This is a genomic window from Nocardioides sp. 616 (assembly GCF_002930065.1).
Lineage (GTDB): Bacteria > Actinomycetota > Actinomycetes > Propionibacteriales > Nocardioidaceae > Nocardioides > Nocardioides houyundeii.
Window position 1 is genome coordinate 79176 of record NZ_POAG01000020.1, and the last position, 20656, is coordinate 99831.

Genomic DNA, 20656 nt, shown 5'->3' on the forward strand with positions numbered 1-20656 from the left:
GACGGATGGCAGACGCATCGGGGCGACTGTCGAGCAGGGCGACCACAGCAGTCGGCGCCTTCATCCTGCTCGTCCTGAGCCCGGTGCTGAGCGGCTGCACCGCAGCCGGTGAGACCGCGTCGGCCGGCGCCCTGCCCGGCCCTCGCGGGGAGCTCGTGCTGGAGTTCGACGAGGGCCTGTCACCTGAGGGCGCCACCCTGACCGCTCCGCAGAACTCGGGCACCGCCAAGCTCAGGGTCAAGGTGAGGACCGTGGGCAAGGGTCGGCTGGAGAAGGTGGCGGGTCGTTCCGGGTACGCCGCCCGTACCCCGGCCTTCGCGACCAAGGGTCCGGTGGCGGCCGTGGCGATCACGGTCCGGCCGCGCAGCGAGGACACCCTGGCACCGGGAGACCGTGCCTTCCGGTGGGGCGCCGACGTGCAGCTGGACGCCAAGGGCGGGACCTCGGCGACCGACGACGGGGCGAACGTGATCCAGCGCGGCCTGTACCGCGACGCCTCGCAGGTCAAGCTCCAGCTGGACAAGGGCGTTCCCTCCTGCCGGGTGAAGGGCAGCGAGGGCGCGGCCGTGGTCCGGGCCGGCCGGCCACTCGTCCCGGGATTGTGGACGCGCGTGCACTGCCAGCTGCGCCACGGCCGGCTCACCCTCTCGATGAGCGCACCCGGGCAGGCACGACCGGAGTCCTGGCACACCGCCACGCCCGTCGGCACGGTGTCGTTCCGCAGGTCGGTGCCGGTGGGTATCGCTGCCAAGGTCGACGGGCGGGGTCGGATCGAGGCGACGCAGAGCGACCAGTTCAACGGCGCGCTGGACAACGTCTTCTGGGACGTCTCGTGACCACCCATCGCGGACCAGGCGCGAGATGAACGCGGATCGGGCGGCCCCCAAGGTCATCGTCATCGCCGAGGGACACCTCGTGGGCGAGGCCATCGAGGTGGCGCTGTCCGCTCGCTCCTTCGAGATCGAGAGCATCCATTGCCCCCGCAGCCGCCAGGAGCTGATGGAGGTGCGCCGGGAGATCTCGCGCTTCCGTGCCGGGGTCGGTCTGGTGGTCGCAGAGATCGACGACCTGGCTCAGTGGCGGGACGCCCTGGCGCTGGTGGAGTCCATCCGGATGCGCTGGCTGATCGTCACCGGCTCCCGCGACCCCGCCCGGTGGGGGGCGCTGATCGCCGCCGGGTGCCAGGGCATCGTGCCGATGTCGGCCGGGCTCGACGTGCTGACCCAGGCGCTGCTCGCGGTCTCCCGGGGAGGCCTCGGCATGTCCCCGACGGCCCGGGAGCAGGTGCTGGCCGAGTGGGAGCGGCTGGGCAACTCCAAGCGCTCGCTGATCCTGCGGATCTCCGCGCTCTCACCGCGGGAGTGGGAGGTGCTGGAGAAGCTCAAGGAAGGGCTCTCCATCAAGACCATCGCCGAGAGCGGCGGGGTCAGCGAGGGCACGGTGCGCAGCCAGGTCCGGGCCATCCGCCAGAAGCTCAACGTCAAGTCCCAGCTGGCTGCCGTGGCGGCGTACCAGCAGGCCACGGAGCTCAACCTGACGCACACGGGCTAGCCGGGCGGACTAGCTGGGCGGACTAGCTGGGCGGGTCGGGCAGGCAGCCGCCGCCCGAGCCCACGGCACGCAGGCCGGCGAGGTCGCCTGCCCCCAGCCGGTGGTTCTCCGAGGTGGCGACGCCGTACATGAGCTGGTCCGGCCCGGTCGCGTGCCCGAGCCCCACGACGTGCAGCAGCTCGTGCAGCATCACCTGTCCCCAGGTCGGGGTCCCGGTCAGGCGGAACCCCGGACGCAGGCGTGCCTCGGAGTCCAGCACCATGCGACCGCGCACCAGCTGGTGCTCCACGTCCGCGCTGCCCGGGGGTAGCGACACCGCGCTGGCGCCGCCGTAGCCGGCGACGTTGCCGGCCAGGCGCACGTCCTGTGCCTCGGTGGACCAGCTGATGTTGAGCTGCTCGCCCACGGTGCCCTGGTAGGCGAAGGTCAGTCCGGTGCGGCTGGCCACGCCCGCGAGGGCGGTCGTCACGTCCAGCAGGGCGCCGGGATAGGCGCCCGCCTCGTCGTACCCCCAGCCGATGGGTGCGCACGGGTCCCACCTCGCGCTCGAGGTGTCCAGCAGGTAGCTCCAGTCGCTGGGTGAGCCCGACGCGGGCTGGGTCGGGTCCGTGGGGTCGTAGCGAGTCTGGGGGTCCGAGGTGGGGGTCTCGGCCACCGGGGTCTCGCCGGTGCTGGACGCCACGACGCCGACCCGCAGCCTGAGGGTGGAGACCCGCAGCCGTGGGGCGGAGACCTGGACCCGGAGCAGGAGGGTGGTGTCCACGTCGCCCGCGAAGGCCCGCAGCCGGAACAGCCCGGCCCGGGTCGACCGCTTGCGGGCGAGCTCCTGCCAGCCGCCGGGTCCGCGCAGGGCGAGCCGGACCGTGCGCGACCGGGGGGCGCTGCGGATCCGTCCGGAGATGACGATGGTCCCGCCGGTGCCGACCTGCGCGGGTGCGCGGAGCTCGATGCCGGGACCGGCCCGAGGGGCCGGGACCCGCATGCCGTCGGAGACCAGCTCGACCTCGTCCCGGGAGCCGCTGGGGTAGGCCGGCTGGGCCGGTGCGGGGCCGAGGGTGGCGCCCATCGCCGCGAGGACGAGAGCCAGCGCGGTCACCAGGGACGGAGCGGTCCACCCGGTCCGGGCCGGCGAGCGGGACGTCATCGCCGGGCTCCTTCGCTGCAGGTGGCGGGACGAGCCCGTGTGCGACCAAAGGTAGGCCACATCGTGCTCGTGGGGCCGCCGGACGGCTCATCAATATCGGGGTTCTTTCCGGGGCTCGTGGCCCTGCGCCCGCCGTCTCAGGCGTGAACCAGCCGGAGGTCGCCGCCGTTGTCCACAGGCGAGGTGGACGCCCCCGATGCCGGTGCCCGCGTCCCACTAGCGTTTTCGGCGTCGCAGTGCCGACTCGGGAGGACCGCTCATGGTGGGGACGTCTGCGGCATCGAAGCGGGGCCACGTGCCGGGCGCTCTGGTGGCCCCGCACGACGTCATCGAGCTGCTCGACGGTCAGCTCCGGCTCGCGGTCCGGCAGCAGAGGGTCGACCCCTAGCGGGACGTCGAGGTGGTGCGTGGTCTCGCGGAACGGCTGGTCCGCGAGCACGACGAGCGGTCTCTGACCGGAGTGGTGGCGCCGGTCGCCGAGCCCGACGCCCTGGTGGGCGAGCTGGTGGCGCGGGTGGCCGGGTTCGGTCCGCTGCAGCAGTTCCTCGACGACCCCGACGTGGAGGAGATCTGGATCAACGACCCCAGCCGGGTGTTCGTGGCCAGGCACGGGCGACACGAGCTCACCAACCTCGTGCTGACCCGGACCCAGGTCACCGAGCTGGTCGAGCGCATGCTCAAGTCGAGCGGGCGTCGGGTCGACCTCAGCATGCCGTTCGTGGACGCCATGCTGCCGCAAGGGCATCGGCTGCACGTGGTGCTGGAGGGCATCAGCCGGGGGTTCACCGCGGTCAACATCCGCAAGTTCCGGCTGGAGGCGGCACGGCTGGGTGAGCTCGTCGAGCTCGGCAGCCTGACCCCGTCGGCCGCGGCGTTCCTCGAGGCCTCGGTGCGCGCGGGTCTCAACGTGCTGGTGGCAGGCGGGACCCAGGCCGGCAAGACCACCCTGCTCAACTGCCTGGCGGCCGCGATCCCCGGTGGGGAGCGGGTGATCACAGTCGAGGAGGTCTTCGAGCTCAAGTTCCCCCACCCGGACTGGGTGCCGATGCAGACCCGGCAGTCGGGGCTGGAGGGCACCGGCGAGATCCGGCTCCGGGACCTGGTCAAGGAGGCGCTGCGGATGCGGCCGTCGCGGGTGATCGTGGGGGAGGTGCGGGCGGCCGAGTGCCTGGACCTGCTGCTCGCCCTCAACTCCGGCCTGCCCGGGATGTGCACGCTGCACGCCAACTCGGCCCGCGAGGCGCTGGTCAAGATGTGCACGTTGCCGCTGCTGGCCGGGGAGAACATCTCGGGACGGTTCGTGGTACCCACGGTGGCCAGCTCGGTCGACCTCGTGGTGCACCTGGGCATCGACGTGCGTGGGGTGCGCCGGGTCAACGAGATCGTGGCCGTGCCCGGCCGGGTGGAGAACGACGTCATCGAGATCGAGCCGGTCTTCGAGCGCCGGGGCGGCGAGCTGCGGTGGACCGGTGGGATGCCGCACCGGATCGAGCGGTTCGAGCGCATCGGCGTCGACGTCCACGAGATCCTGCAGGGCGCCACCCGAACGGCCCGGTCTGCCCGGGTCGCCAGCCAGTCCGGAGCCCTGTGATGGGCGCGTTGGTGGGACTCGGTTTCGGGGTCGGGGCAATGCTGATCTGGTCCGCGTTCTTCCTGCCCCGCCGCCCCCGGGCTCGAGCCCGGGGTGCCGGCCGGCTGGAGCAGCTCCTCGCCCGAGCCGGGATGGGTCAGACCTCGGTCGCCAGCCTGCTGGGCCTGTGCCTGGTCCTCTCCTTCTGCGTGCTGGTGCTCGTCCAGATCCTCTCCCGTGCGCTGCCCGTCGCGGTGGCCTTCGCCGCGATGGCGGCGTACCTGCCGCTGGCCGTGCTCGCCGGTCGTGGCCGCCGCCGCCAGCGGGAGTTCGCCGAGGTCTGGCCGGAGGCGGTGGACAACCTGGCCTCGGCGGTGCGTGCTGGTCTCTCCCTCCCCGACGGGCTGGCAGCGCTGGCGACGTCGGGGCCCGAGCCACTGCGCGAGACCTTCGCGCAGTTCGCGCTGGACTACCAGGTGACGGGACGGTTCGGGGAGTCCCTGGACCGGCTCAAGGAGCGCCTGGCAGACCCGGTGGGGGACCGGATGGTGGAGGGGTTGCGCATCGCGCGCGAGGTCGGTGGGGGAGACCTCGGGCGCCTGCTGCGCAACCTCTCCACCTACCTCCGCGAGGAGGCCCGGACCCGTTCCGAGCTCGAGGCCCGGCAGGCCTGGACCGTCAACGGTGCCCGTCTCGCGGTCGCGGCCCCCTGGGTGGTGCTGCTGATGATGTCCGCCCAGACCGAGCTCATCGGCCGCTACGCGACTCCGTCCGGTGCGCTGGTGCTGGCCATCGGCGCGGGGCTCTGCTGCGGCGCCTACGCCGTGATGATGCGGATCGGTCGGCTGCCCGTGGAGCGGCGGATCCTGTCATGAGCCCGACCTTCACGGGTGCTCTCCTGGGTCTGCTGGCCGCCGGTGGCCTGCTGCTCGCGGCCTCCCGGATCACCGCGATCCGTCGTACCCAGCTCTCCGTCCGGGTGTTGCCCTATGTCCGCGACCTGCCGCAGGCGGGACCTGCCGCGAGCCTGCGCCCCGCCCCGTCCTCGCCGATGTCGGTGGCTGGCGGGGTCTTCGGTCCGAGCCTGCGACAGGCGGCGACGCTGGTCGAGCGCGTGCTGGGCGGCGCCCCGTCCGTACGGCGGCGGCTGGAGCGGGCCGACCTCGACAAGACGGTGCACGAGTTCCGGATCTCCCAGGTCATGTGGGGCGTGATGGCCTTCGCGGCCGTCGCGGCGTGGCAAGTGCTGCGGGCGCTCTCCGGCCCGTCGAGCCCGGTGCTCGCCCTGCTCACCTGTCTGCTCGCCGGGGCCGCCGGCGTGCTGGCGCGGGATCAGTGGCTGACCCACCAGGCCACGTCCCGGGAGCGGGAGATCCTCGCGGAGTTCCCGATCATCGCCGAGCTGCTGGCCCTCGCCGTGGCCTCGGGGGAGAGCCCGGTGTCCGCGCTGGACCGGGTCGTGAAGCGCAGCACCGGTGCGCTCTCCGGCGACCTGGCCCGGGTGCTCGCGGGGATCCGGACCGGGGAGTCGGTGGCGCTGGCGTTCCACGGACTGTCGGTGCGCACGGGCCTGCCGATCGTCGCCCGGTTCGCCGACGGCGTGGCGGTCGCGATCGACCGGGGCACCCCGCTGGCCGACGTGCTGCATGCCCAGGCGGCCGACGTACGCGAAGCGGGGCGCCGCGAGCTGATCGAGAGCGCGGCACGCCGTGAGGTCTTCATGCTCGTGCCGGTGGTCTTCCTGGTGCTCCCCGTGACCGTGCTCTTCGCCTTCTACCCGGGCCTGGTCGGGCTGCGGCTGACCACCTCGTGAAGAGGCGATCCGTGACGACCCACGACTGCAGAGACCACTGACGCCGGACGACCCGCACACCAGACCACGACAGCACGACCAACGGGAGAAGAGACATGGACCAGATGACCCTGCTGATGCTGCGCCTGACGGCGTCCCTGCGCGACCGAGTCCGTGACGAGCGGGGCGACGTGCCCGGCTGGGTGCTCATCGTGGTGATGACGGCCGGGATCGTCACCGTCATCGGCAGCCTCGCCAAGACCGAGCTGCAGGAGATGCTCCGTACCGCCCTGACGAGTGTCAAGGGCTGACGTGCCTGCCCGGACGCCGGGCCACCGGGATGAGCAGGGCGCGGCGGTCGTCGACTTCGTGCTGGTCCTGGTGATCCTGCTCCCGCTGTTCCTGGGCATCCTCCAGCTCGCCCTGGTGCTCCACGTGCGCAACACCATGGCGTCGGCGGCCGCGGAGGGGGCCAGGTACGCCGCGACCTGGCAGTCGAGCCCGGAGGACGGGATCGCGAAGGCCAGGGAACAGATCGAGGGGGTCGTCTCCCAGGACTTCGCGGCCGACCCCACCATCGAGGTGGTGGACATCGAGGGTGCCCCGGCGTACCGGATGACCATCGACGTCACCGTGCCGGCCTTGGGTCTGGGCGGACCCGGGGTGTCGTTCCAGGTGAGCGGGAACGCGATCATCGAGCCCGACCCCGACCCCGACGGCGGCGCCCGAGTCGCCGGCACAGCCGAGCCGGTGGGTGCGGGGTGAAGCCGCGACGCCGGGACGAGTCGGGAAGCGCCCTGGTGGAGTTCGTGTGGCTGGGGATCCTGCTGCTCGTGCCGCTGGTGTGGATCATCGTGTCGGTCTTCGAGGTCCAGCGGGGGGCCTTCGCGGTCAGCGCCGCGGCGCGTGCCGCCGGACGCGCCTATGCCCTCGCCCCGGACGACGAGACGGGGATGGCCCGTGCCAGGACCGTGGCGCGACAGACCCTGGACGACCAGGGAGCCGACGAGATGCCGCTGCGGGTGCGCGTCACCTGCACCACCGGCAGGGGCCACTGCCACGACGGGACCTCCCTGATCACCGTCGAGATCTCCTCGGGCATCGACCTGCCGCTGTTCCCCGAGGCGCTCAAGGACGGCCAGACGAGCTTCGCGCTGGACGCCCGGCACACGGTCCCGGTCGGGCAGTACATCCAGGCCGGCCCCTGATGTCCAGGACGTTGTGGATGCCGCGCCCGAGAGGGGAGACGGGACAGGTCTCGCTGCTCATCATCGGGTTCTTCCTGGTGCTGCTGCTGGCGGTGGCCACCGTCGTGGACGCCTCGGCAGCGTTCCTGCAACGCCAGTCCCTCGACTCGCTGGCTGACGGGGCCGCGCTCCGCGGGGCCGACCTCGGGTCGGTGGGGACCTACCAGGGCGGCGTACCCGAGGAGCGGCTCGAGCAGGTCGGCAGCCAGGTCCACGAGGCCGTCAGCGCCTACCTCGTCGCGGTGGGGGCGGACCAGCGCTATCCCGGACTGCGTCACGAGGTGCTGGTGGACCGCGACGCGGGCGTGGTCCGGGTGACCTTGCGCGCCCCGCTGGAGCTGCCGCTGCGCGTGCCGGGAGTCGACAAGCGCGCCACCATCGGTGCCACCGGAAGCGCCGCAGTGACGGTGCAGCGCTGACGGTGCAGCGCTGAGGCCCGCGGCGCTCGGGACGTGCCCCTGCAGAGCAGTAGTGTGGCGCGCGACACACCGCACCCGATCAGACATTCCACCCGACCTCACGCACCACGCTGGGACATCTCATGCGCTCTCTCGCCACCGTGCTCCTCACGCTCGTGCTGCCACTCGGCTCCGCGGCTGTCGCGGGCGCGACCCCTGCGGTCGGTACGCCGGCCGGAGTCAGCACCGTCGGCAGCAGTACCGGCAGCAGTACCGGCAGCAGTACCGGCACGAGCTCGTACCCGGCAGCGCGCGCCGCGGCGCTCCTGGGGGCGCGCACGGCCAAGGGGAGCGCCTACTCGCGCGCAGCCCACGGGGCGACCAACCGCCAGCGGTCGTCGCGGGACCTGCGGATCCTGCGGCGCAACAAGTGCCTGACGGGCTTCGCCACCCGGCACGCCAACCGGATGGCCGCGGAGGAGCAGATGTACCACCAGGAGCTCGGTCCCATCCTGGACGCGTGCGGGCTCCGCGGCGTCGGGGAGAACGTCGCCTACGGCTACTCCTCGGGCCGGGCGGTGGTCAACCAGGGCTGGATGAACTCACCCGGCCACCGGGAGAACATCCTGCGGCCCGAGTTCCGGCTGATGGCCGTGGGGGCCGCCAAGGGCTCGGACGGGCGCTGGTACGCCGCCCAGGTCTTCGGCCGCTGAGACCGGACGCCACGCCACGCCTGGTGACCCAGGCTTCGACAGGGTCACCGGGGGCGCCGTAGTGTTGCCGCCGTGGCAGGCCCAGATTTCGACGCGCAGATCAAGCAGCTCCAGGCGACCATGCACACCATCGAGCAGGTGCTCGACCTGGACAAGATGCGTCGGGAGATCGCCGACCTCGGTGACCAGGTGGCAGCCCCCGACCTGTGGGACGACCAGGCGAACGCCACCCGGGTGACGGGCAGGCTCTCGACGCTCCAGGGCACGGTGGACCGGTTCATGGCGCTCTCGGACCGGATCGACGACCTGGAGATCATGCTCGAGCTCAGCCAGGAGGAGGGCGACGCGGAGTCGCTCGCCGACGCCGAGAAGGAGCTGGCCAAGATCCACAAGGCTGTCGAGTCGCTGGAGATCCGCACCCTGCTCTCCGGCGAGTACGACGAGCGCGAGGCGCTGGTCTCCATCCGCTCCGGTGCAGGGGGAGTGGACGCCGCGGACTTCGCCGAGATGCTGATGCGGATGTACACCCGCTGGGCCGAGCAGCACAACTACCCCGTGGAGGTCTTCGAGACCTCCTACGCCGAGGAGGCCGGGCTCAAGTCCGCCACCTTCGCCATCCACGCGCCGTACGCCTACGGCAACCTCTCCGTCGAGGCCGGCACCCACCGCCTGGTGCGGATCAGCCCCTTCGACAACCAGGGACGCCGTCAGACCAGCTTCGCCGCCGTCGAGGTGGTCCCGGTGCTGGAGCAGACCGACGAGATCGAGATCCCCGACGAGGAGATCCGTGTCGACGTCTACCGTTCCGGCGGCCCGGGCGGCCAGTCGGTCAACACCACCGACTCCGCGGTGCGGCTGACCCACCTGCCCACGGGCACCGTCGTCTCCTGCCAGAACGAGAAGAGCCAGCTGCAGAACAAGGCCAGCGCCATGGTGGTGCTCAAGGCCAAGCTGCTCGCCCGCAAGAAGGCCGAGGAGAAGGCGCACCTGGACGAGATGCGCGGCGACGTGCAGGCGAGCTGGGGTGATCAGATGCGCAACTACGTGCTCAACCCGTACCAGATCGTCAAGGACCTGCGGACCGGCTACGAGGTCGGCAACCCGAGCGCGGTCTTCGACGGCGACCTCGACGGCTTCCTCGAGGCCGGCATCCGCTGGCGCCGCGGCACCGACCAGGACGACGCCGACTAGTCGAGGCGAGACGCCGTACGGAGCCACCCCCGTGTGCTCCGTACGGCGTCCGTGCAGCTGGACTAGCGCCTGCGGCGCAGGCCCGGCTCCACGAGGGCCGGCGGTGCGTAACCCCGGTCCGCCTCGTTGAGGGTGGTGCCGGGCGGCACGATCTCGTCGATCCGGTCCAGCACGTCGTCGGAGAGCGAGACCTTGTCAGCGCCCAGCTGGGACTCCAGCTGCTCCAGCGTGCGGGGCCCGATGATGGCCGAGGAGACGGCCGGATGGCGGAGCACGAACGCCAGCGCCAGGTGGATCAGCGACAGTCCGGCCTCGTCTGCGAGGTCCTGGAGCTGGTGGACGGCCTCCAGCTTGGCGCGGTTCTCCGGCAGGTCCGCGTCGTGCCGCGCTGGTTGGCGCTGCTGGCGGCTCGAGACGGGCGGCTGCTCACCTCGGCGGTACCGGCCCGAGAGCCAGCCGCCGGCGAGAGGGCTCCAGGGCAGGATGCCCAGTCCGTGCTTCTGGGCCGTGGGCAGGAGGTCGCGCTCCACCTCCCGCGCCAGGATCGAGTACGGCGGCTGCTCGGTCACCGGGCGCTCGCGGCCGCGCCGCTCGGCGGTCCACTGGGCCTCCACGACCTGGGAGGGGAGGAAGGTCGAGGTGCCGAGGTAGCGGATCTTGCCCTGGTGGACGAGGTCGGAGAGGGCGGAGAGCGTGTCGTCGATGTCGATCTCCGGCCGGGGTCGGTGCACCTGGTAGAGATCGATGTAGTCGGTCTGGAGCCGGCGCAGGGAGTCCTCGACGGCCCGGATGATCCAGCGCCGCGAGCTGCCGCCCTGGTTGGGGTCGTCGTCGGACATGGCGCCGTGGAACTTGGTGGCGAGCACCACGTCGTCGCGGCGTCCCTTGAGCGCGCGGCCCACGATCTCCTCCGACTCGCCCCGGGAGTAGACGTCGGCGGTGTCGACGGTGTTGATGCCGGCGTCCAGGGCACGGTGGATGACCCGGACCGAGGCGTCGTGGTCGGTGTTGCCCCAGGCCCCGAACATCATGGTGCCCAGCGTCAGGGGGCTGACGTGGACGCCGGTGGTGCCCAGCAGGCGGTGCTCGCTCATCTGTGCTTCCTCTCCGTCGAGGCACTCGCCCGTGCATCAACGGGATCCTGCCTAACCCTCGGTATTAAGTCTAGTAATCTACTCGGGATTCGACGACGGTGGTTGCTCCCATCCGCTAGGCGGACTGCGTGCCCTCTGGGTCCGCGCAGGGCCATCGTCCACCGCGGCGATGTGGGCCTCGCAACACCCAGCGGGACCCTTTCGGCGGGGCGGCGCCACGGACTGGTCCCCTCGCGTACCCTCGGTCCACGTGATTCGATTCGAGAAGGTCACCAAGGCCTATCCCGGACACGCCCATCCCGCTCTCGACCAGGCCTCGGTCGATATCGAGAAGGGCGAGTTCGTCTTCCTGGTGGGATCGTCGGGCTCCGGCAAGTCGACGTTCCTGCGCCTGGTGCTCCGCGAGTACCGGCCGAGCTCGGGTCGCGTCTACGTGGCTGGCAAGGAGATCAACCGCCTCGCGAGCTGGAAGGTGCCGCGGCTGCGCCGGGACATCGGCACCGTGTTCCAGGACTTCCGGCTGCTGCCCAACAAGACCGTGACCGAGAACGTCGCCTTCGCCCTGCAGGTGATCGGCCGCTCGCGTGCCGACATCAAGGACCTGGTGCCGGAGACGCTCGAGCTGGTCGGCCTCGACGGCAAGGGTGACCGGATGCCTGATGAGCTCTCCGGCGGCGAGCAGCAGCGCGTCGCCGTGGCCCGCGCGTTCGTCAACCGGCCGATGATCCTGATCGCCGACGAGCCCACCGGCAACCTGGACCCCACCACGTCGGTGGGCATCATGAAGCTGCTGGACCGGATCAACCGGACCGGGACCACCGTGGTGATGGCGACCCACGATGCCGGCATCGTGGACCAGATGCGCAAGCGTGTCATCGAGCTCGAGCACGGCCGCGTGATCCGCGACCAGGCCCAGGGCGTCTACGGCGCCCAGAACTGACGAGAGGTACTCCCACACCATGCAGCTGCGGTACGTCTTCTCCGAGCTCGGACAGGGGCTGCGACGCAACCTGTCCATGCACCTCGCCGTCATCCTGACCCTGTTCGTCTCCCTCACCCTGGTCGGTCTCGGCGTGCTGCTGAACCAGCAGGCCAACAAGGCTGCCGACCACTGGGGCAGCCAGCTGCAGATCACCGTGTGGCTGTGCAAGGCCAAGGACTCCAACGCCGCCTGCACCGGCGAGGTGACCGGCGCGCAGCGCGACGCCATCGTCAAGGTCGTCGAGGAGAACCCCGAGGTGGCCGACTACCACCTGGAGTCCAAGGAGGAGGCGTTCGGCAAGGTCAAGGAGCTCCTCGGCCCTGAGCGCTTCGAGGGTCCCAACCCGGCCGCGACGGCCGACGACATGCCCGAGTCGGTCTGGATCGAGCTCAACGACCCCGAGCAGTACGACGGCATCATGTCCGCGGTGCGCGGGCTGGACGGGGTCTCCGGCATTCGGGACATGCGCGAGACGCTCGCGCCGATCTACGGTTCCATCAACGCGCTCAAGTGGGGGGCGCTGGGCACCGCCGCATTCCTGGTGCTGGCCGCGCTGCTGCTGGTGGGCAACACGATCCGGCTCGCAGCCTTCGCTCGCCGCAAGGAGATCGGGATCATGCGGCTGGTCGGAGCCTCCACGCTCTACATCGCGCTGCCGTTCCTGCTGGAGGCCTTGGTGACCGCGCTCGCGGGGGTGGTGCTCGCCTCCGGCGCCCTAGCGGCCTTCATGTGGTTCGGCATCCACGAGCGCGCGGGCGACGACCTGAAGTTCATGCCCTGGATCGGCACGGGGGAGTACGGCATCGCCGTGCTGGCCGTCGCGGTCCTCGGACCGATCCTCACCGTGCTGCCGACACTCGTGCTGACCCGCAAATACCTCAAAGTCTGACCTCGCTCCGATACGGTCGACGGGTTCACTTCCCCGAACACCTAAGGCAGCCTGGTGCGTCACTTCCCCCGTACCGCGCGCCGACGGATGGTGTCGGCCGCGTTGGCCGCCACCATGGCCGTCGGTGTGTCCACCATCCCCTCGGCGTACGCCGACGACCTCAAGGACAAGCAGCGCAAGGTCCAGAAGGACATCAAGTCCGCCCAGTCCGAGCTGCACGCCTCCAGCCGCAGCATGCAGCGCGCCACTGCCAAGCTCGCGGCGGCCCGGGACCAGCTGGCTGGTGCCCAGGTGGCACTCGCGGCCGCTGAGGGCAAGGCGGCGGACGCCGCGGTGCGCGACGCCCAGATGCAGGTCGAGCTGGACGAGGCGACGGCTGCCCTGGAGCAGGCGCAGACGGACCTCGCGCTGGGCCGTGGCCTGATGAACGACCAGCTGGATCAGGTCACCGCCACGGTCACCGACTTCTACCAGCAGGGCGACCCCCAGCTCCTGGCGTTCGCCTCGCTGCTGGACTCCCAGACACCGGCTGACCTCACGCGGCAGAACGAGCTGCGCGACGGCATCGTGGACCGGGAGGCCCGGGTCTTCCAGGAGCTGCAGGCGGCCAAGGTGCTGCTGAAGATGCGCGAGCAGCAGGTCGAGGACGCGAAGGAGGCGGTGGCGCTCAAGCGCCAGGCAGCGGCCGACCACCTCGTCGTGATGCAGAGCCTGGAGGCCGAGGCGGCAGCGGCGAAGGCATCCGTCGTCTCCCTCGTAGGGGCGCGCGCCACCGCTCAGAGTGCTGCGGTGCGTGCCAAGCGGGCCGACGAGGCTGCCCTGGCGGAGCTGGAGCAGGAGGAGGCGAAGATCAGCGACATGCTGCGTCGTCGTGCTCTCGCCGCGCTCCGGGCTCAGCGTGCCAAGCAGCGCGACCAGGGCCCGGCGTCGCCGGGCAACTCCGGCGGCTTCCTCGATTCCCCGGTCAGCGGGACCCTCTCCTCGCCGTACGGCTACCGGAGCCACCCGATCTACGGCTACTGGGGACTGCACGACGGCCAGGACTGGGCAGCCGGCTGCGGGCAGCCGCTGTACGCCGGAGCCGACGGCCGGGTGGTCTCCTCCTACTCCAGCACCGTCTACGGCCGCCGCCTGGTGGTCGACCACGGCGCGGTCTCCGGGGTCGGTCTCGCCACGATCTACAACCACGCCACCAGCTACACCGTCGGAGTCGGCGCCCGGGTGACCCGCGGCCAGGTCATCGGGTACGTCGGTGACTCCGGCTGGTCCACCGGCTGCCACCTGCACTTCACGGTGATGGCCAACGGCAGCACCGTCGACCCGCGCAACTGGCTGTGAGGGCCTCGGCGGTGAGGTCTTCGGCTGTGGGTCCTGGGCGAAGGTAGCCGCCCACCGCCAATCCCCTGGACGCGCTTGAGAGGATGTCCCCATGGCCAAGGAGCAGGGCACCAAGCCGATCGCGCAGAACAAGAAGGCGCGTCACGACTACCACATCGATGACACGTGGGAAGCGGGCATCGTCCTGGTCGGGACCGAGGTCAAGTCCCTGCGGCAGGGTCGAGCCTCGCTGGTCGACGGGTTCGCCGAGGTCGACGGGGGAGAGGTGTGGCTCCACCAGATCCACATCCCCGAGTACACCCAGGGCACCTGGACCAACCACGCCTCGCGCCGCAAGCGCAAGCTGTTGCTGAACCGCGCCGAGATCGCCAAGATCGAGCGCAAGGTCTCCGACTCCGGCTACACGCTGGTCCCGCTGCAGCTGTACTTCAAGGACGGGCGCGCCAAGGTCGAGATCGCCCTGGCCAAGGGCAAGAAGGCCTACGACAAGCGGCACTCTCTCGCGGAGCGCCAGGCGAACCGCGAGAAGGAGCAGGCGGTCCAGCGTCGCCTCAAGGGGTTCAAGGACTGACGTGGCGCACGAGGCTCCTGCTGGTCCCACCCCGCCAGCCACGGGGGCGGTGCTCGCCGCCGAGGCCGCGCAGGTACGGGACTGGATCCGCCGTCAGGGCCTCCCTGGACTGTTCGACGTCCACACCCACTTCCTGCCGCCGCGGGTGATCGAGAAGGTCCGGGCGCAGTTCGACAGTGCCGGTCCGCTGATCGGGCGACCGTGGCCGCTGCGCTACCGGGACACCGAGGAGGCGCTGGTCGAGGTGCTGCGCTCCTTCGGGTTGCGGCACTTCAGCGCGCTGCCCTACGCCCACAAGCCCGACATGGCGGAGTTCCTCAACGACTGGGCGGCGGGGTTCGCCAGCCGCACCCCGGAAGCGCTGCACTGCGCCACGTTCTTCCCCGAGCCGGAAGCGGCCGACTACGTGCGCAGGCGCATCGAGTCCGGCGCGGAGGTCTTCAAGGTCCACGTGCAGGTGGGCGCCTTCCACGTCACGGACCCGCTGCTGGACCAGGCGTGGGGCGTGCTGGCCGAGGCCGGGACGCCGGTGGTGCTGCACGCGGGCTCCGGCCCTATCGCCACGCCGTACACGGGGCCGGGACCGGTCGCCGAGCTGCTGGCGCGGCACCCGCGCCTGGCGCTGGTCATCGCCCACATGGGCGCCCCGGAGTACGCCGAGTTCCTGGCGCTGGCCGAGGCGTACGAGCAGGTCCGACTCGACACCACCATGGCGTTCACCGACTTCTTCGCGGGCATGGGCGGGGTGCATCCGCCGGACCTGCTGCCGCGGCTGGCGGACCTGGAGGACAAGGTGCTGCTCGGCTCCGACTTCCCGAACATCCCCTACCCCTACCTGCACCAGCTCGAGTCGCTGGAGCGACTCGACCTCGGGGACGACTGGTTGCGGGCCGTCTGCTGGGAGAACGGCGCAGCACTGTTCCAGCGCTCCTACCGGCGCCGGGCATAGCGGATGTCCCCGTTGGGGAGGCGTTTGTGCAGGTACCGGTCATCGTGGATGCGGTGATGGTGGTGGCTGCACAGCAGCACGCCGTCGGCCAGGTCGGTGGCGCCACCGGCACTCCACGGTGTGAGGTGGTGAGCCTCGCACCAGGTGGCGGGGATGTCGCAGTCCGCCGCTCGGCAGGTCTTGTCGCGCACCGCCAGGGCTCGGCGTTGCGCGGGGCTGAAGAGTCGGGCACTGCGGCCGAGGTCGAGGGGCTCTGAGGCGGTGCCGAGGACGGCGGGCACCAGCTTCGCGGTGCAGGCGAGCCGCCGGGCCTCTCCGGCGCTGATCCGCTCGCCGTTCTGCAGGGTGGCAGTCCCGAGGCCCTCCAGCAGGGCGGTCAGGTCCATGGTGAGGACCAGCGTGGTGGCGTCGCCACCGTGCAGCGGGAGCCGGCTGGGGTCGAGCCCCTCGAGGAGAGCGCAGAAGGCGCGACCGAGCCGCGTGGGATAGGGCACCTTCTCGCCCAACAGGCTGGACGCCCCTGCATTGGACGATCCTGGGCCGGGCGCTCCGCTGCCGGATGCTCCTGTGCTGGAGGACCCCGTGCCCCGCTGGCGCGGGGAGGTGAAGGCCTCGAGCGTGCTCTGGAGTCGGGTGGCGACGGACTTCGGGACCCGCGCCTTGATCAGGGCAGTGCCGTCGCCGAGGTCGCGGATCGACATCGTGCATCCGGTGCGGGCCCTACGCTCCTCGTCCAGGAGCTTCTTGCGCTCGGTGTCCTCGAAGAGGTCCGGCGCTACGACCTCGAGGATCTTGGCGCCGAGGCGCGCCAGCTCCGCAGGACCGAAGTGGCGGGCCTGGGCGACCAGGTGGGATTCGGCCTGGTGCCGGATCACGGAGGTGACTCCGCTGGCGGGGTCCGTGGGGAGGTCGTCCAGGGCGCGAGCGATGGCGTGCCCCTGGTCCGGGTTGACCCGGCCCTCGTCCAGCGCTCGGCCGAGTGCGTGCCACCGGTGCTCGATGGCGTTGGCCAGGCACTGGGTGCGCCGGTGGGTGGCTCGATGGCCGCGGGTGCGTGCGGTGAGCCAAGCCGCGATGTCGCGGTGTCCCTCCGCGTCGGCGACGTCGGCAGACGCAGCGGTGACCCGGAGCTGGAGGGCGTGCAGCCGGGTCGTGGCCTGATCCAGGGCGAGGAGGGCCTGCCGCTTCTGGGCCACGGTCATGAAGAGCGGGTCCGCGCCGGCGACATCTCGCAGCGCCGCCACGATCGCGTCGGTGCACGCCAGCACGGGGTGTTCACTCGAGGACGAAGGCTCCATGGACCGGCTCCTGGCATGACGACGACAGTGAATCCGTCGACAGCAACGGTCTGGAGCCGCGCATCATCGAGGGCCTATCCATGCCGGGAGACCGTGGTCACCCCGTCGGGCACCGGCATCCCGGTGCACTGACTTCATCGTACACATGTTCGAATAGATGCACAAGAGTTCCCCTGCCGCGCCCACGGTGGAATACCGGTCGTGCTTTGCCGGTTGGGCACCGTAGACTGCACGACACAACTCAAGAGGGGCTGATCGGTTTCGACTTGGGACGTTAGTTCCAGGGGAAGCGGGTCGAGAAGCCAGCGTCATCTCGTAAACGATCGCTGGAAAACACAGTTGCCAACTCTAATCGCAACGACTTCGCTCTCGCTGCCTGAGCAGTGATCGAAGGGTCTGACCGGGCATCCGTCTCCGTCCCGGACCCAGGCCTCATCTAGGAGACTTGCTGATCGCTTCCTGTCAGGAGGGGTGATCGGGACTTTTTCCTGACTGGGCCTGTCGGCGACGTGTCTGTGCGAGCGCCGGGGCCGAGAAAAGCGACAACACAGACTGCACCCGGAGAAGACCTGGATCGGCGCTCGAGGACCGGGGTTCGATTCCCCGCAGCTCCACCACACCACCACCACGGGGTCTTCGCAGAAGAACGCGCAGATCTTCGCAGAATTGCCGGTCCCGGTGGGTCACACCGCCGAGACGCAGCCCTCTTGAACGTGAGCCGCTTCGACACCGTCGGAGCGGCTCACGTGCGTGTTCTGCCCAGTCCGTCACAAGCAATCCGTCTGCGCCGACCTCACGCGGCGGGCGGAGCGACTGTCGCGTCGCGTCTACCTGATCGGACGAGCGCCTCGGCGATGAAGCCGGTGGCTTTCAGGTCCTCGACGAAGGTGTGCAGGAATCCGACTGTCTGGGGGCTGCGGGTCCGCGTGGTGCCCACGGCCTGCTGGATCTCCATGAAGCACGGCTCGAGCAGCCGGGTCCCGGGATAGGTGGCAACGAAGTCGACGATTGGCTGACGGATGCCGGCAGCGACCTCCAGCTGCTGCTCGGTGAACACCGAGGTGCCCTCGCTGCCGCGGACCACCTCCGCGTGCGCCAGGGTGCGGGTGAGGAACAGGTCGTAGGCGGACCCCCTCTTGACCCCGACCCGGACGCCCGGTCGGTCGACGTCGTCAGCCGAGGTGAGGGGTGAAGCGTCGGGGACCGCGAAGACCCCCTCGATAACTGCATACGGCGCGGTGAACGCGACCGTCTCCTCGCGGGCAGGGTCGACGGCAAGGAAACAGATGTCGGCCCGCCCCGTAGACATCGCCTCGAACGAGTCACGCGCCGCGTCGAAACAGATCAGCTCGACCGGGATCCCGAGCCGAGAGCCGAGCTCACAGGCGATGTCTACGGTGACGCCGCCAGGAGCGTCTGGTGTGCCTTGGGCGAGCACCGGGTTGCCGAGGTTGATTGACGCACGCAGGGTGCCGGTTGGAGCGAGTTCGTTGGTGATGTCCACGAGCCGCATGGTGCCAGCCTTGTCGCTCGTGTCCGGTGACGTTCCGGTCCGGGTGCTGTTCCGGCGGTCGGGGGTGCGGACATCCGTCTGGTCGTCCAGGCGCCCGGGCTTTGGGTCGGAACCGGTAGACAAGGAAACCCGTATGGCCCGAAAGGGACACACTCAGTCAGGTGTTGCTGGGCCCGTCGTTCGTGGTGTGGATGCTGTTGTTGAACAGGAAGGGGTCGGTCTCGAACTCTCGCGAGTTGCGCGGCGAGCGAACCACGTACTGGCCGCTGCGGATCTTGGCGAAGACCCACAGGAAGATGCCCACGCAGGACCCGACAACGATGATGATGGCCAAGCCTGCGAGGGCGAGCACCAGAACGATGTCCATGTCAGCGCTCCCCGCCCGCGGTCGTGGGCAGGTCGGCCACGATGCGCCCGAGGCCGGTGCGGGGCGGGGTGGCAAGGGTCATCGGGGCATCCAGGAGGTCGTTGGGACGGACTGCGTCCTAGCGGTCTGCCCCGTGTGCGGCTCCGCCAAACCCGCGCAGCCCTCACCGTCACCGCCGGGTGCCTGCCGCGGGTAGGGCACCATCGACGACGTGACCGAACTAGGAGTGCTGCAGACAACCGACGGCACCGCGAGCTTGCGGCGAGCGGTCATTGGGGACGTTCCGAGCATCGTGGAGCTGTTGGCCGACGACCCGCTGGGTGCTGCGCGGGACGGCATCGAAGGTGCTGCCGGGCTACGGCCGTATGCCCAAGCCTTCGAGTCACTCGACGCGGATGATGCCCACCTCCTGGTGGTCGCCGAGACCGGCGGAAGGATCGTGGCAACGATGCAGCTGAGCTTCATCCCGGGGCTCTCTCGTCGCGGCGCGCTCCGGGCGCAGGTCGAGGGAGTCCGCGTCCACGCCGACCTCCGCAACAGCGGTCTGGGCCGGGCTCTTCTCATGTGGGCGAGGGGCGAAGCTGAGCGCCGGGGCTGTGCACTGATTCAGCTCACGAGCGACAAGCAGCGTCCCGAGGCCCACCGCTTCTACTCGGCGCTCGGTTTCACCGCCTCCCATGAGGGTTTCAAGCTGGAGCTGTAGCACCTCACCACCACCCGCACCGCCGCGGAGTCTCGCCAGCCCTCTCGTGTTGTCCCCAGGGCATCGGTACCCGGGCCTTCTGGCCCGTGTCAGCGTCCGGGAACGCCCCTACAGTCAAGAGGGCAGTGGGGCTCGGGCCAGGGCAGTTGCTTCGCCGTACGGCTTCCGCGCCACGTTCGCGCGGAACCGGCGCAACGGCAAAGGAGAGGCCATGACAGCCGAACGGACCCAGGATCCCCAGCACCCTCAGGACACGCTGGCGATCGACCCGAAGCAGTCCATGATCCGGGCGGTGGCCTGGGTCCTGGGCGTGCTGTTCCTCCAGTTCGCCTTCATCTTCAGCTACGTCGCCGCCTTCCACGATCCGAAGCCGCATGAGCTCAAGGTGCAGGTGGTGGCACCACAGGCCGCCGAGGCCCAGGGTCAGCAGCTGGTGGACCAGCTCAACAAGCTCGCCGACGACCCGCTGGACGCCTCCCTTGCCGACTCGGAGGCCGACGCCCGCAAGGACGTCCGCAACGGCGACGAGGTGGCGGCCCTGGTGCTGCGCCCCGAGCAGAGCAGCGACCTGCTGCTCATCGCCTCCGGAGGAGGCGTCTCGATCGAGGAGGCCGCCAGCGCGGTGCTCACCAAGGTCGTGGCCGAGCAGCAGCGGACCGTGGAGAAGGACGACCTGGTCCCGCTGCAGAGCGGCGACGCCCGCGGGCTCACCGGCTTCTACCTCGTGGTCGGCTGGGCGGTCGGCGCGTACCTGTTCCCGACCGTGGTGGCCCTCGCGCGCGGTGACCGACCCCGGTCGCTGCGCACCGCGGCTCTCCGGCTGGCGGCACTGGTCCCGTACGCCCTGGCGTCGGGCTTCGGCGGCGCCCTGATCGTCGGTCCGTTGCTGGACGCCCAGACCGGGCATCTCTGGCAACTCGGCCTGCTCGGAACCGCCGTGTCGTTCTCGATCGCCGCGGTGGCGATCGGACTCGAGGCGCTCTTCGGCGTGATCGGGATCGGAGTGACGCTGCTGCTGATCGTCATCATCGGCAACCCGAGCGCGGGCGGGGCCTTCCAGGCCGGGGTGATGCCCACCTTCTGGCGAGTCGTCGGAGACTGGATCCCCACCGGTGCCGGGGTGGACGGGGTGCGCCAGATCGTCTACTTCGACTCCGACGCGATGACCCGCCCGCTGCTGGTGCTAGGGGCGTACGCCGTGGTCGGCATCGTGCTCACCCTGCTCATCGCCGGTCGTGGACGGCGTCCGGAGCTGCTGATGAGCGCCTGACCTTCGGCGGATCCGGACCACCGAGACCGGTCGTGTCTCTCGTCCCTGAATAGGCTTCCGCGTCGCTCGCGCGCGG

24 protein-coding genes and 1 other RNA gene are annotated in these 20656 nt (G+C 70.6%); 20 read left to right on the forward strand and 5 right to left on the reverse strand.

What is annotated here, in order from left to right; translation table 11 throughout:
• Positions 1–5: 5 nt before the first annotated feature.
• Both C5H89_RS13990 and C5H89_RS13995 read left to right on the forward strand, forming a co-directional pair.
• On the forward strand, positions 6–836 hold the full coding sequence (locus tag C5H89_RS13990) for a hypothetical protein (protein WP_104107607.1): 831 nt from the start codon (positions 6–8) through the stop codon (positions 834–836).
• A 25-nt stretch (positions 837–861) separates the two neighbouring features.
• Positions 862–1551 (forward strand): response regulator transcription factor, encoded by a 690-nt coding sequence (locus tag C5H89_RS13995; protein WP_104107608.1) that lies wholly within the window; start codon positions 862–864, stop codon positions 1549–1551.
• A 22-nt stretch (positions 1552–1573) separates the two neighbouring features.
• On the opposite strand, the gene C5H89_RS14000 is transcribed toward C5H89_RS13995, so the two are convergent.
• The gene (locus C5H89_RS14000; protein WP_104107609.1) at positions 1574–2695 is read right to left on the reverse strand and encodes a matrixin family metalloprotease; all 1122 of its coding nucleotides are present in this window, start codon (positions 2693–2695) and stop codon (positions 1574–1576) included.
• Between the two features lie 259 nt (positions 2696–2954).
• On the opposite strand from C5H89_RS14000, the gene C5H89_RS19520 reads away from it, so the two are divergent.
• The 10 genes from C5H89_RS19520 to prfB all read left to right on the forward strand — a co-directional run bounded on the left by C5H89_RS19520 (position 2955) and on the right by prfB (position 9606).
• Complete coding sequence (locus tag C5H89_RS19520; protein WP_275887126.1) at positions 2955–3083, forward strand: hypothetical protein; 129 nt, start codon at positions 2955–2957, stop codon at positions 3081–3083.
• A 12-nt stretch (positions 3084–3095) separates the two neighbouring features.
• On the forward strand, positions 3096–4286 hold the full coding sequence (locus C5H89_RS14005; protein ID WP_240181874.1) for an ATPase, T2SS/T4P/T4SS family: 1191 nt from the start codon (positions 3096–3098) through the stop codon (positions 4284–4286).
• 38 nt (positions 4287–4324) lie between these two features.
• Positions 4325–5140 carry a type II secretion system F family protein gene (locus C5H89_RS14010; protein ID WP_240181875.1) on the forward strand — a complete coding sequence of 272 codons (816 nt, stop codon included), beginning with the start codon at positions 4325–4327 and terminating at the stop codon, positions 5138–5140.
• Positions 5137–6078 (forward strand): type II secretion system F family protein, encoded by a 942-nt coding sequence (locus C5H89_RS14015; RefSeq protein ID WP_104107611.1) that lies wholly within the window; start codon positions 5137–5139, stop codon positions 6076–6078. Before C5H89_RS14010 ends, C5H89_RS14015 begins: the two co-directional genes overlap by 4 nt.
• Before the next feature lie 95 nt (positions 6079–6173).
• On the forward strand, positions 6174–6368 hold the full coding sequence (locus C5H89_RS14020; protein WP_338418211.1) for a hypothetical protein: 195 nt from the start codon (positions 6174–6176) through the stop codon (positions 6366–6368).
• Position 6369: 1 nt separating this feature from the next.
• Positions 6370–6822: a TadE/TadG family type IV pilus assembly protein gene (locus C5H89_RS14025; RefSeq protein ID WP_104107612.1), complete on the forward strand. Its 453-nt coding sequence runs from the start codon at positions 6370–6372 to the stop codon at positions 6820–6822.
• Entirely contained in the window at positions 6819–7265 is a 447-nt protein-coding gene (locus tag C5H89_RS14030) for a hypothetical protein (protein WP_104107613.1), read from the forward strand. The genes C5H89_RS14025 and C5H89_RS14030 overlap by 4 nt, the downstream gene beginning before the upstream one ends.
• A gap of 17 nt (positions 7266–7282) precedes the next feature.
• Positions 7283–7723, forward strand: a complete 441-nt coding sequence (locus tag C5H89_RS14035) for a Tad domain-containing protein (protein ID WP_104107614.1) — start codon at positions 7283–7285, stop codon at positions 7721–7723.
• Between the two features lie 122 nt (positions 7724–7845).
• Positions 7846–8415 (forward strand): CAP domain-containing protein, encoded by a 570-nt coding sequence (locus C5H89_RS14040; protein ID WP_104107615.1) that lies wholly within the window; start codon positions 7846–7848, stop codon positions 8413–8415.
• A 72-nt stretch (positions 8416–8487) separates the two neighbouring features.
• Positions 8488–9606, forward strand: coding sequence for a peptide chain release factor 2 (gene prfB, locus C5H89_RS14045; protein WP_104107616.1), 1119 nt, complete (start codon positions 8488–8490; stop codon positions 9604–9606).
• Between the two features lie 62 nt (positions 9607–9668).
• Here prfB and C5H89_RS14050 read toward each other — a convergent pair whose 3' ends face one another.
• The gene (locus C5H89_RS14050) at positions 9669–10700 is read right to left on the reverse strand and encodes an aldo/keto reductase (protein ID WP_104107617.1); all 1032 of its coding nucleotides are present in this window, start codon (positions 10698–10700) and stop codon (positions 9669–9671) included.
• A gap of 250 nt (positions 10701–10950) precedes the next feature.
• Between C5H89_RS14050 and ftsE the strand changes: the two genes are divergently transcribed.
• From ftsE to C5H89_RS14075, 5 genes are all read left to right on the forward strand, one after another.
• Positions 10951–11640 carry a cell division ATP-binding protein FtsE gene (gene ftsE, locus C5H89_RS14055; protein WP_104107618.1) on the forward strand — a complete coding sequence of 230 codons (690 nt, stop codon included), beginning with the start codon at positions 10951–10953 and terminating at the stop codon, positions 11638–11640.
• A 19-nt stretch (positions 11641–11659) separates the two neighbouring features.
• Positions 11660–12571 carry a permease-like cell division protein FtsX gene (ftsX, locus tag C5H89_RS14060; RefSeq protein ID WP_101523815.1) on the forward strand — a complete coding sequence of 304 codons (912 nt, stop codon included), beginning with the start codon at positions 11660–11662 and terminating at the stop codon, positions 12569–12571.
• A 54-nt stretch (positions 12572–12625) separates the two neighbouring features.
• Positions 12626–13909: a M23 family metallopeptidase gene (locus C5H89_RS14065; RefSeq protein ID WP_162799378.1), complete on the forward strand. Its 1284-nt coding sequence runs from the start codon at positions 12626–12628 to the stop codon at positions 13907–13909.
• Positions 13910–14000: 91 nt separating this feature from the next.
• Complete coding sequence (smpB, locus tag C5H89_RS14070; RefSeq protein ID WP_104107620.1) at positions 14001–14480, forward strand: SsrA-binding protein SmpB; 480 nt, start codon at positions 14001–14003, stop codon at positions 14478–14480.
• Position 14481: 1 nt separating this feature from the next.
• The gene (locus C5H89_RS14075; RefSeq protein ID WP_104107621.1) at positions 14482–15429 is read left to right on the forward strand and encodes an amidohydrolase family protein; all 948 of its coding nucleotides are present in this window, start codon (positions 14482–14484) and stop codon (positions 15427–15429) included.
• Here C5H89_RS14075 and C5H89_RS14080 read toward each other — a convergent pair.
• On the reverse strand, positions 15411–16727 hold the full coding sequence (locus C5H89_RS14080) for an HNH endonuclease signature motif containing protein (protein WP_104107622.1): 1317 nt from the start codon (positions 16725–16727) through the stop codon (positions 15411–15413). The genes C5H89_RS14075 and C5H89_RS14080 overlap by 19 nt on opposite strands.
• Before the next feature lie 247 nt (positions 16728–16974).
• Here C5H89_RS14080 and ssrA point away from each other — a divergent pair.
• Positions 16975–17344: a transfer-messenger RNA gene (gene ssrA, locus C5H89_RS14085) on the forward strand.
• Positions 17345–17520: 176 nt separating this feature from the next.
• Here the strand turns inward: ssrA and C5H89_RS14090 are convergent.
• Both C5H89_RS14090 and C5H89_RS14095 read right to left on the reverse strand, forming a co-directional pair.
• Positions 17521–18240 carry a transporter substrate-binding domain-containing protein gene (locus C5H89_RS14090; protein WP_104107623.1) on the reverse strand — a complete coding sequence of 240 codons (720 nt, stop codon included), beginning with the start codon at positions 18238–18240 and terminating at the stop codon, positions 17521–17523.
• Positions 18241–18397: 157 nt separating this feature from the next.
• A complete protein-coding gene (locus tag C5H89_RS14095) occupies positions 18398–18607 on the reverse strand; it encodes a hypothetical protein (RefSeq protein WP_104107624.1) in 210 nt (69 codons plus the stop codon).
• 211 nt (positions 18608–18818) lie between these two features.
• Between C5H89_RS14095 and C5H89_RS14100 the strand changes: the two genes are divergently transcribed.
• Both C5H89_RS14100 and C5H89_RS14105 read left to right on the forward strand, forming a co-directional pair.
• Positions 18819–19310: a GNAT family N-acetyltransferase gene (locus C5H89_RS14100; RefSeq protein ID WP_240181876.1), complete on the forward strand. Its 492-nt coding sequence runs from the start codon at positions 18819–18821 to the stop codon at positions 19308–19310.
• A gap of 211 nt (positions 19311–19521) precedes the next feature.
• Entirely contained in the window at positions 19522–20580 is a 1059-nt protein-coding gene (locus tag C5H89_RS14105; protein ID WP_104107625.1) for an ABC transporter permease, read from the forward strand.
• Positions 20581–20656 lie beyond the last annotated feature (76 nt).

Bases quoted from the DNA above. Each gene is read 5' to 3' on its own strand.
- C5H89_RS13995 (WP_104107608.1), top strand. From the start codon at position 862: ATGAACGCGGATCGGGCGGCCCCCAAGGTCATCGTCATCGCCGAGGGA.
- C5H89_RS19520 (WP_275887126.1), top strand. From the start codon at position 2,955: ATGGTGGGGACGTCTGCGGCATCGAAGCGGGGCCACGTGCCGGGCGCT.
- C5H89_RS14010 (WP_240181875.1), top strand. From the start codon at position 4,325: ATGCTGATCTGGTCCGCGTTCTTCCTGCCCCGCCGCCCCCGGGCTCGA.
- C5H89_RS14095 (WP_104107624.1), bottom strand. From the start codon at position 18,607: ATGGACATCGTTCTGGTGCTCGCCCTCGCAGGCTTGGCCATCATCATC.
- C5H89_RS14035 (WP_104107614.1), top strand. From the start codon at position 7,283: ATGCCGCGCCCGAGAGGGGAGACGGGACAGGTCTCGCTGCTCATCATC.
- C5H89_RS14015 (WP_104107611.1), top strand. From the start codon at position 5,137: ATGAGCCCGACCTTCACGGGTGCTCTCCTGGGTCTGCTGGCCGCCGGT.
- C5H89_RS14090 (WP_104107623.1), bottom strand. From the start codon at position 18,240: ATGCGGCTCGTGGACATCACCAACGAACTCGCTCCAACCGGCACCCTG.
- C5H89_RS14000 (WP_104107609.1), bottom strand. From the start codon at position 2,695: ATGACGTCCCGCTCGCCGGCCCGGACCGGGTGGACCGCTCCGTCCCTG.
- C5H89_RS14105 (WP_104107625.1), top strand. From the start codon at position 19,522: ATGACAGCCGAACGGACCCAGGATCCCCAGCACCCTCAGGACACGCTG.
- C5H89_RS13990 (WP_104107607.1), top strand. From the start codon at position 6: ATGGCAGACGCATCGGGGCGACTGTCGAGCAGGGCGACCACAGCAGTC.
- C5H89_RS14080 (WP_104107622.1), bottom strand. From the start codon at position 16,727: ATGGAGCCTTCGTCCTCGAGTGAACACCCCGTGCTGGCGTGCACCGAC.
- C5H89_RS14040 (WP_104107615.1), top strand. From the start codon at position 7,846: ATGCGCTCTCTCGCCACCGTGCTCCTCACGCTCGTGCTGCCACTCGGC.
- C5H89_RS14050 (WP_104107617.1), bottom strand. From the start codon at position 10,700: ATGAGCGAGCACCGCCTGCTGGGCACCACCGGCGTCCACGTCAGCCCC.
- smpB (WP_104107620.1), top strand. From the start codon at position 14,001: ATGGCCAAGGAGCAGGGCACCAAGCCGATCGCGCAGAACAAGAAGGCG.
- C5H89_RS14020 (WP_338418211.1), top strand. From the start codon at position 6,174: ATGGACCAGATGACCCTGCTGATGCTGCGCCTGACGGCGTCCCTGCGC.
- ftsX (WP_101523815.1), top strand. From the start codon at position 11,660: ATGCAGCTGCGGTACGTCTTCTCCGAGCTCGGACAGGGGCTGCGACGC.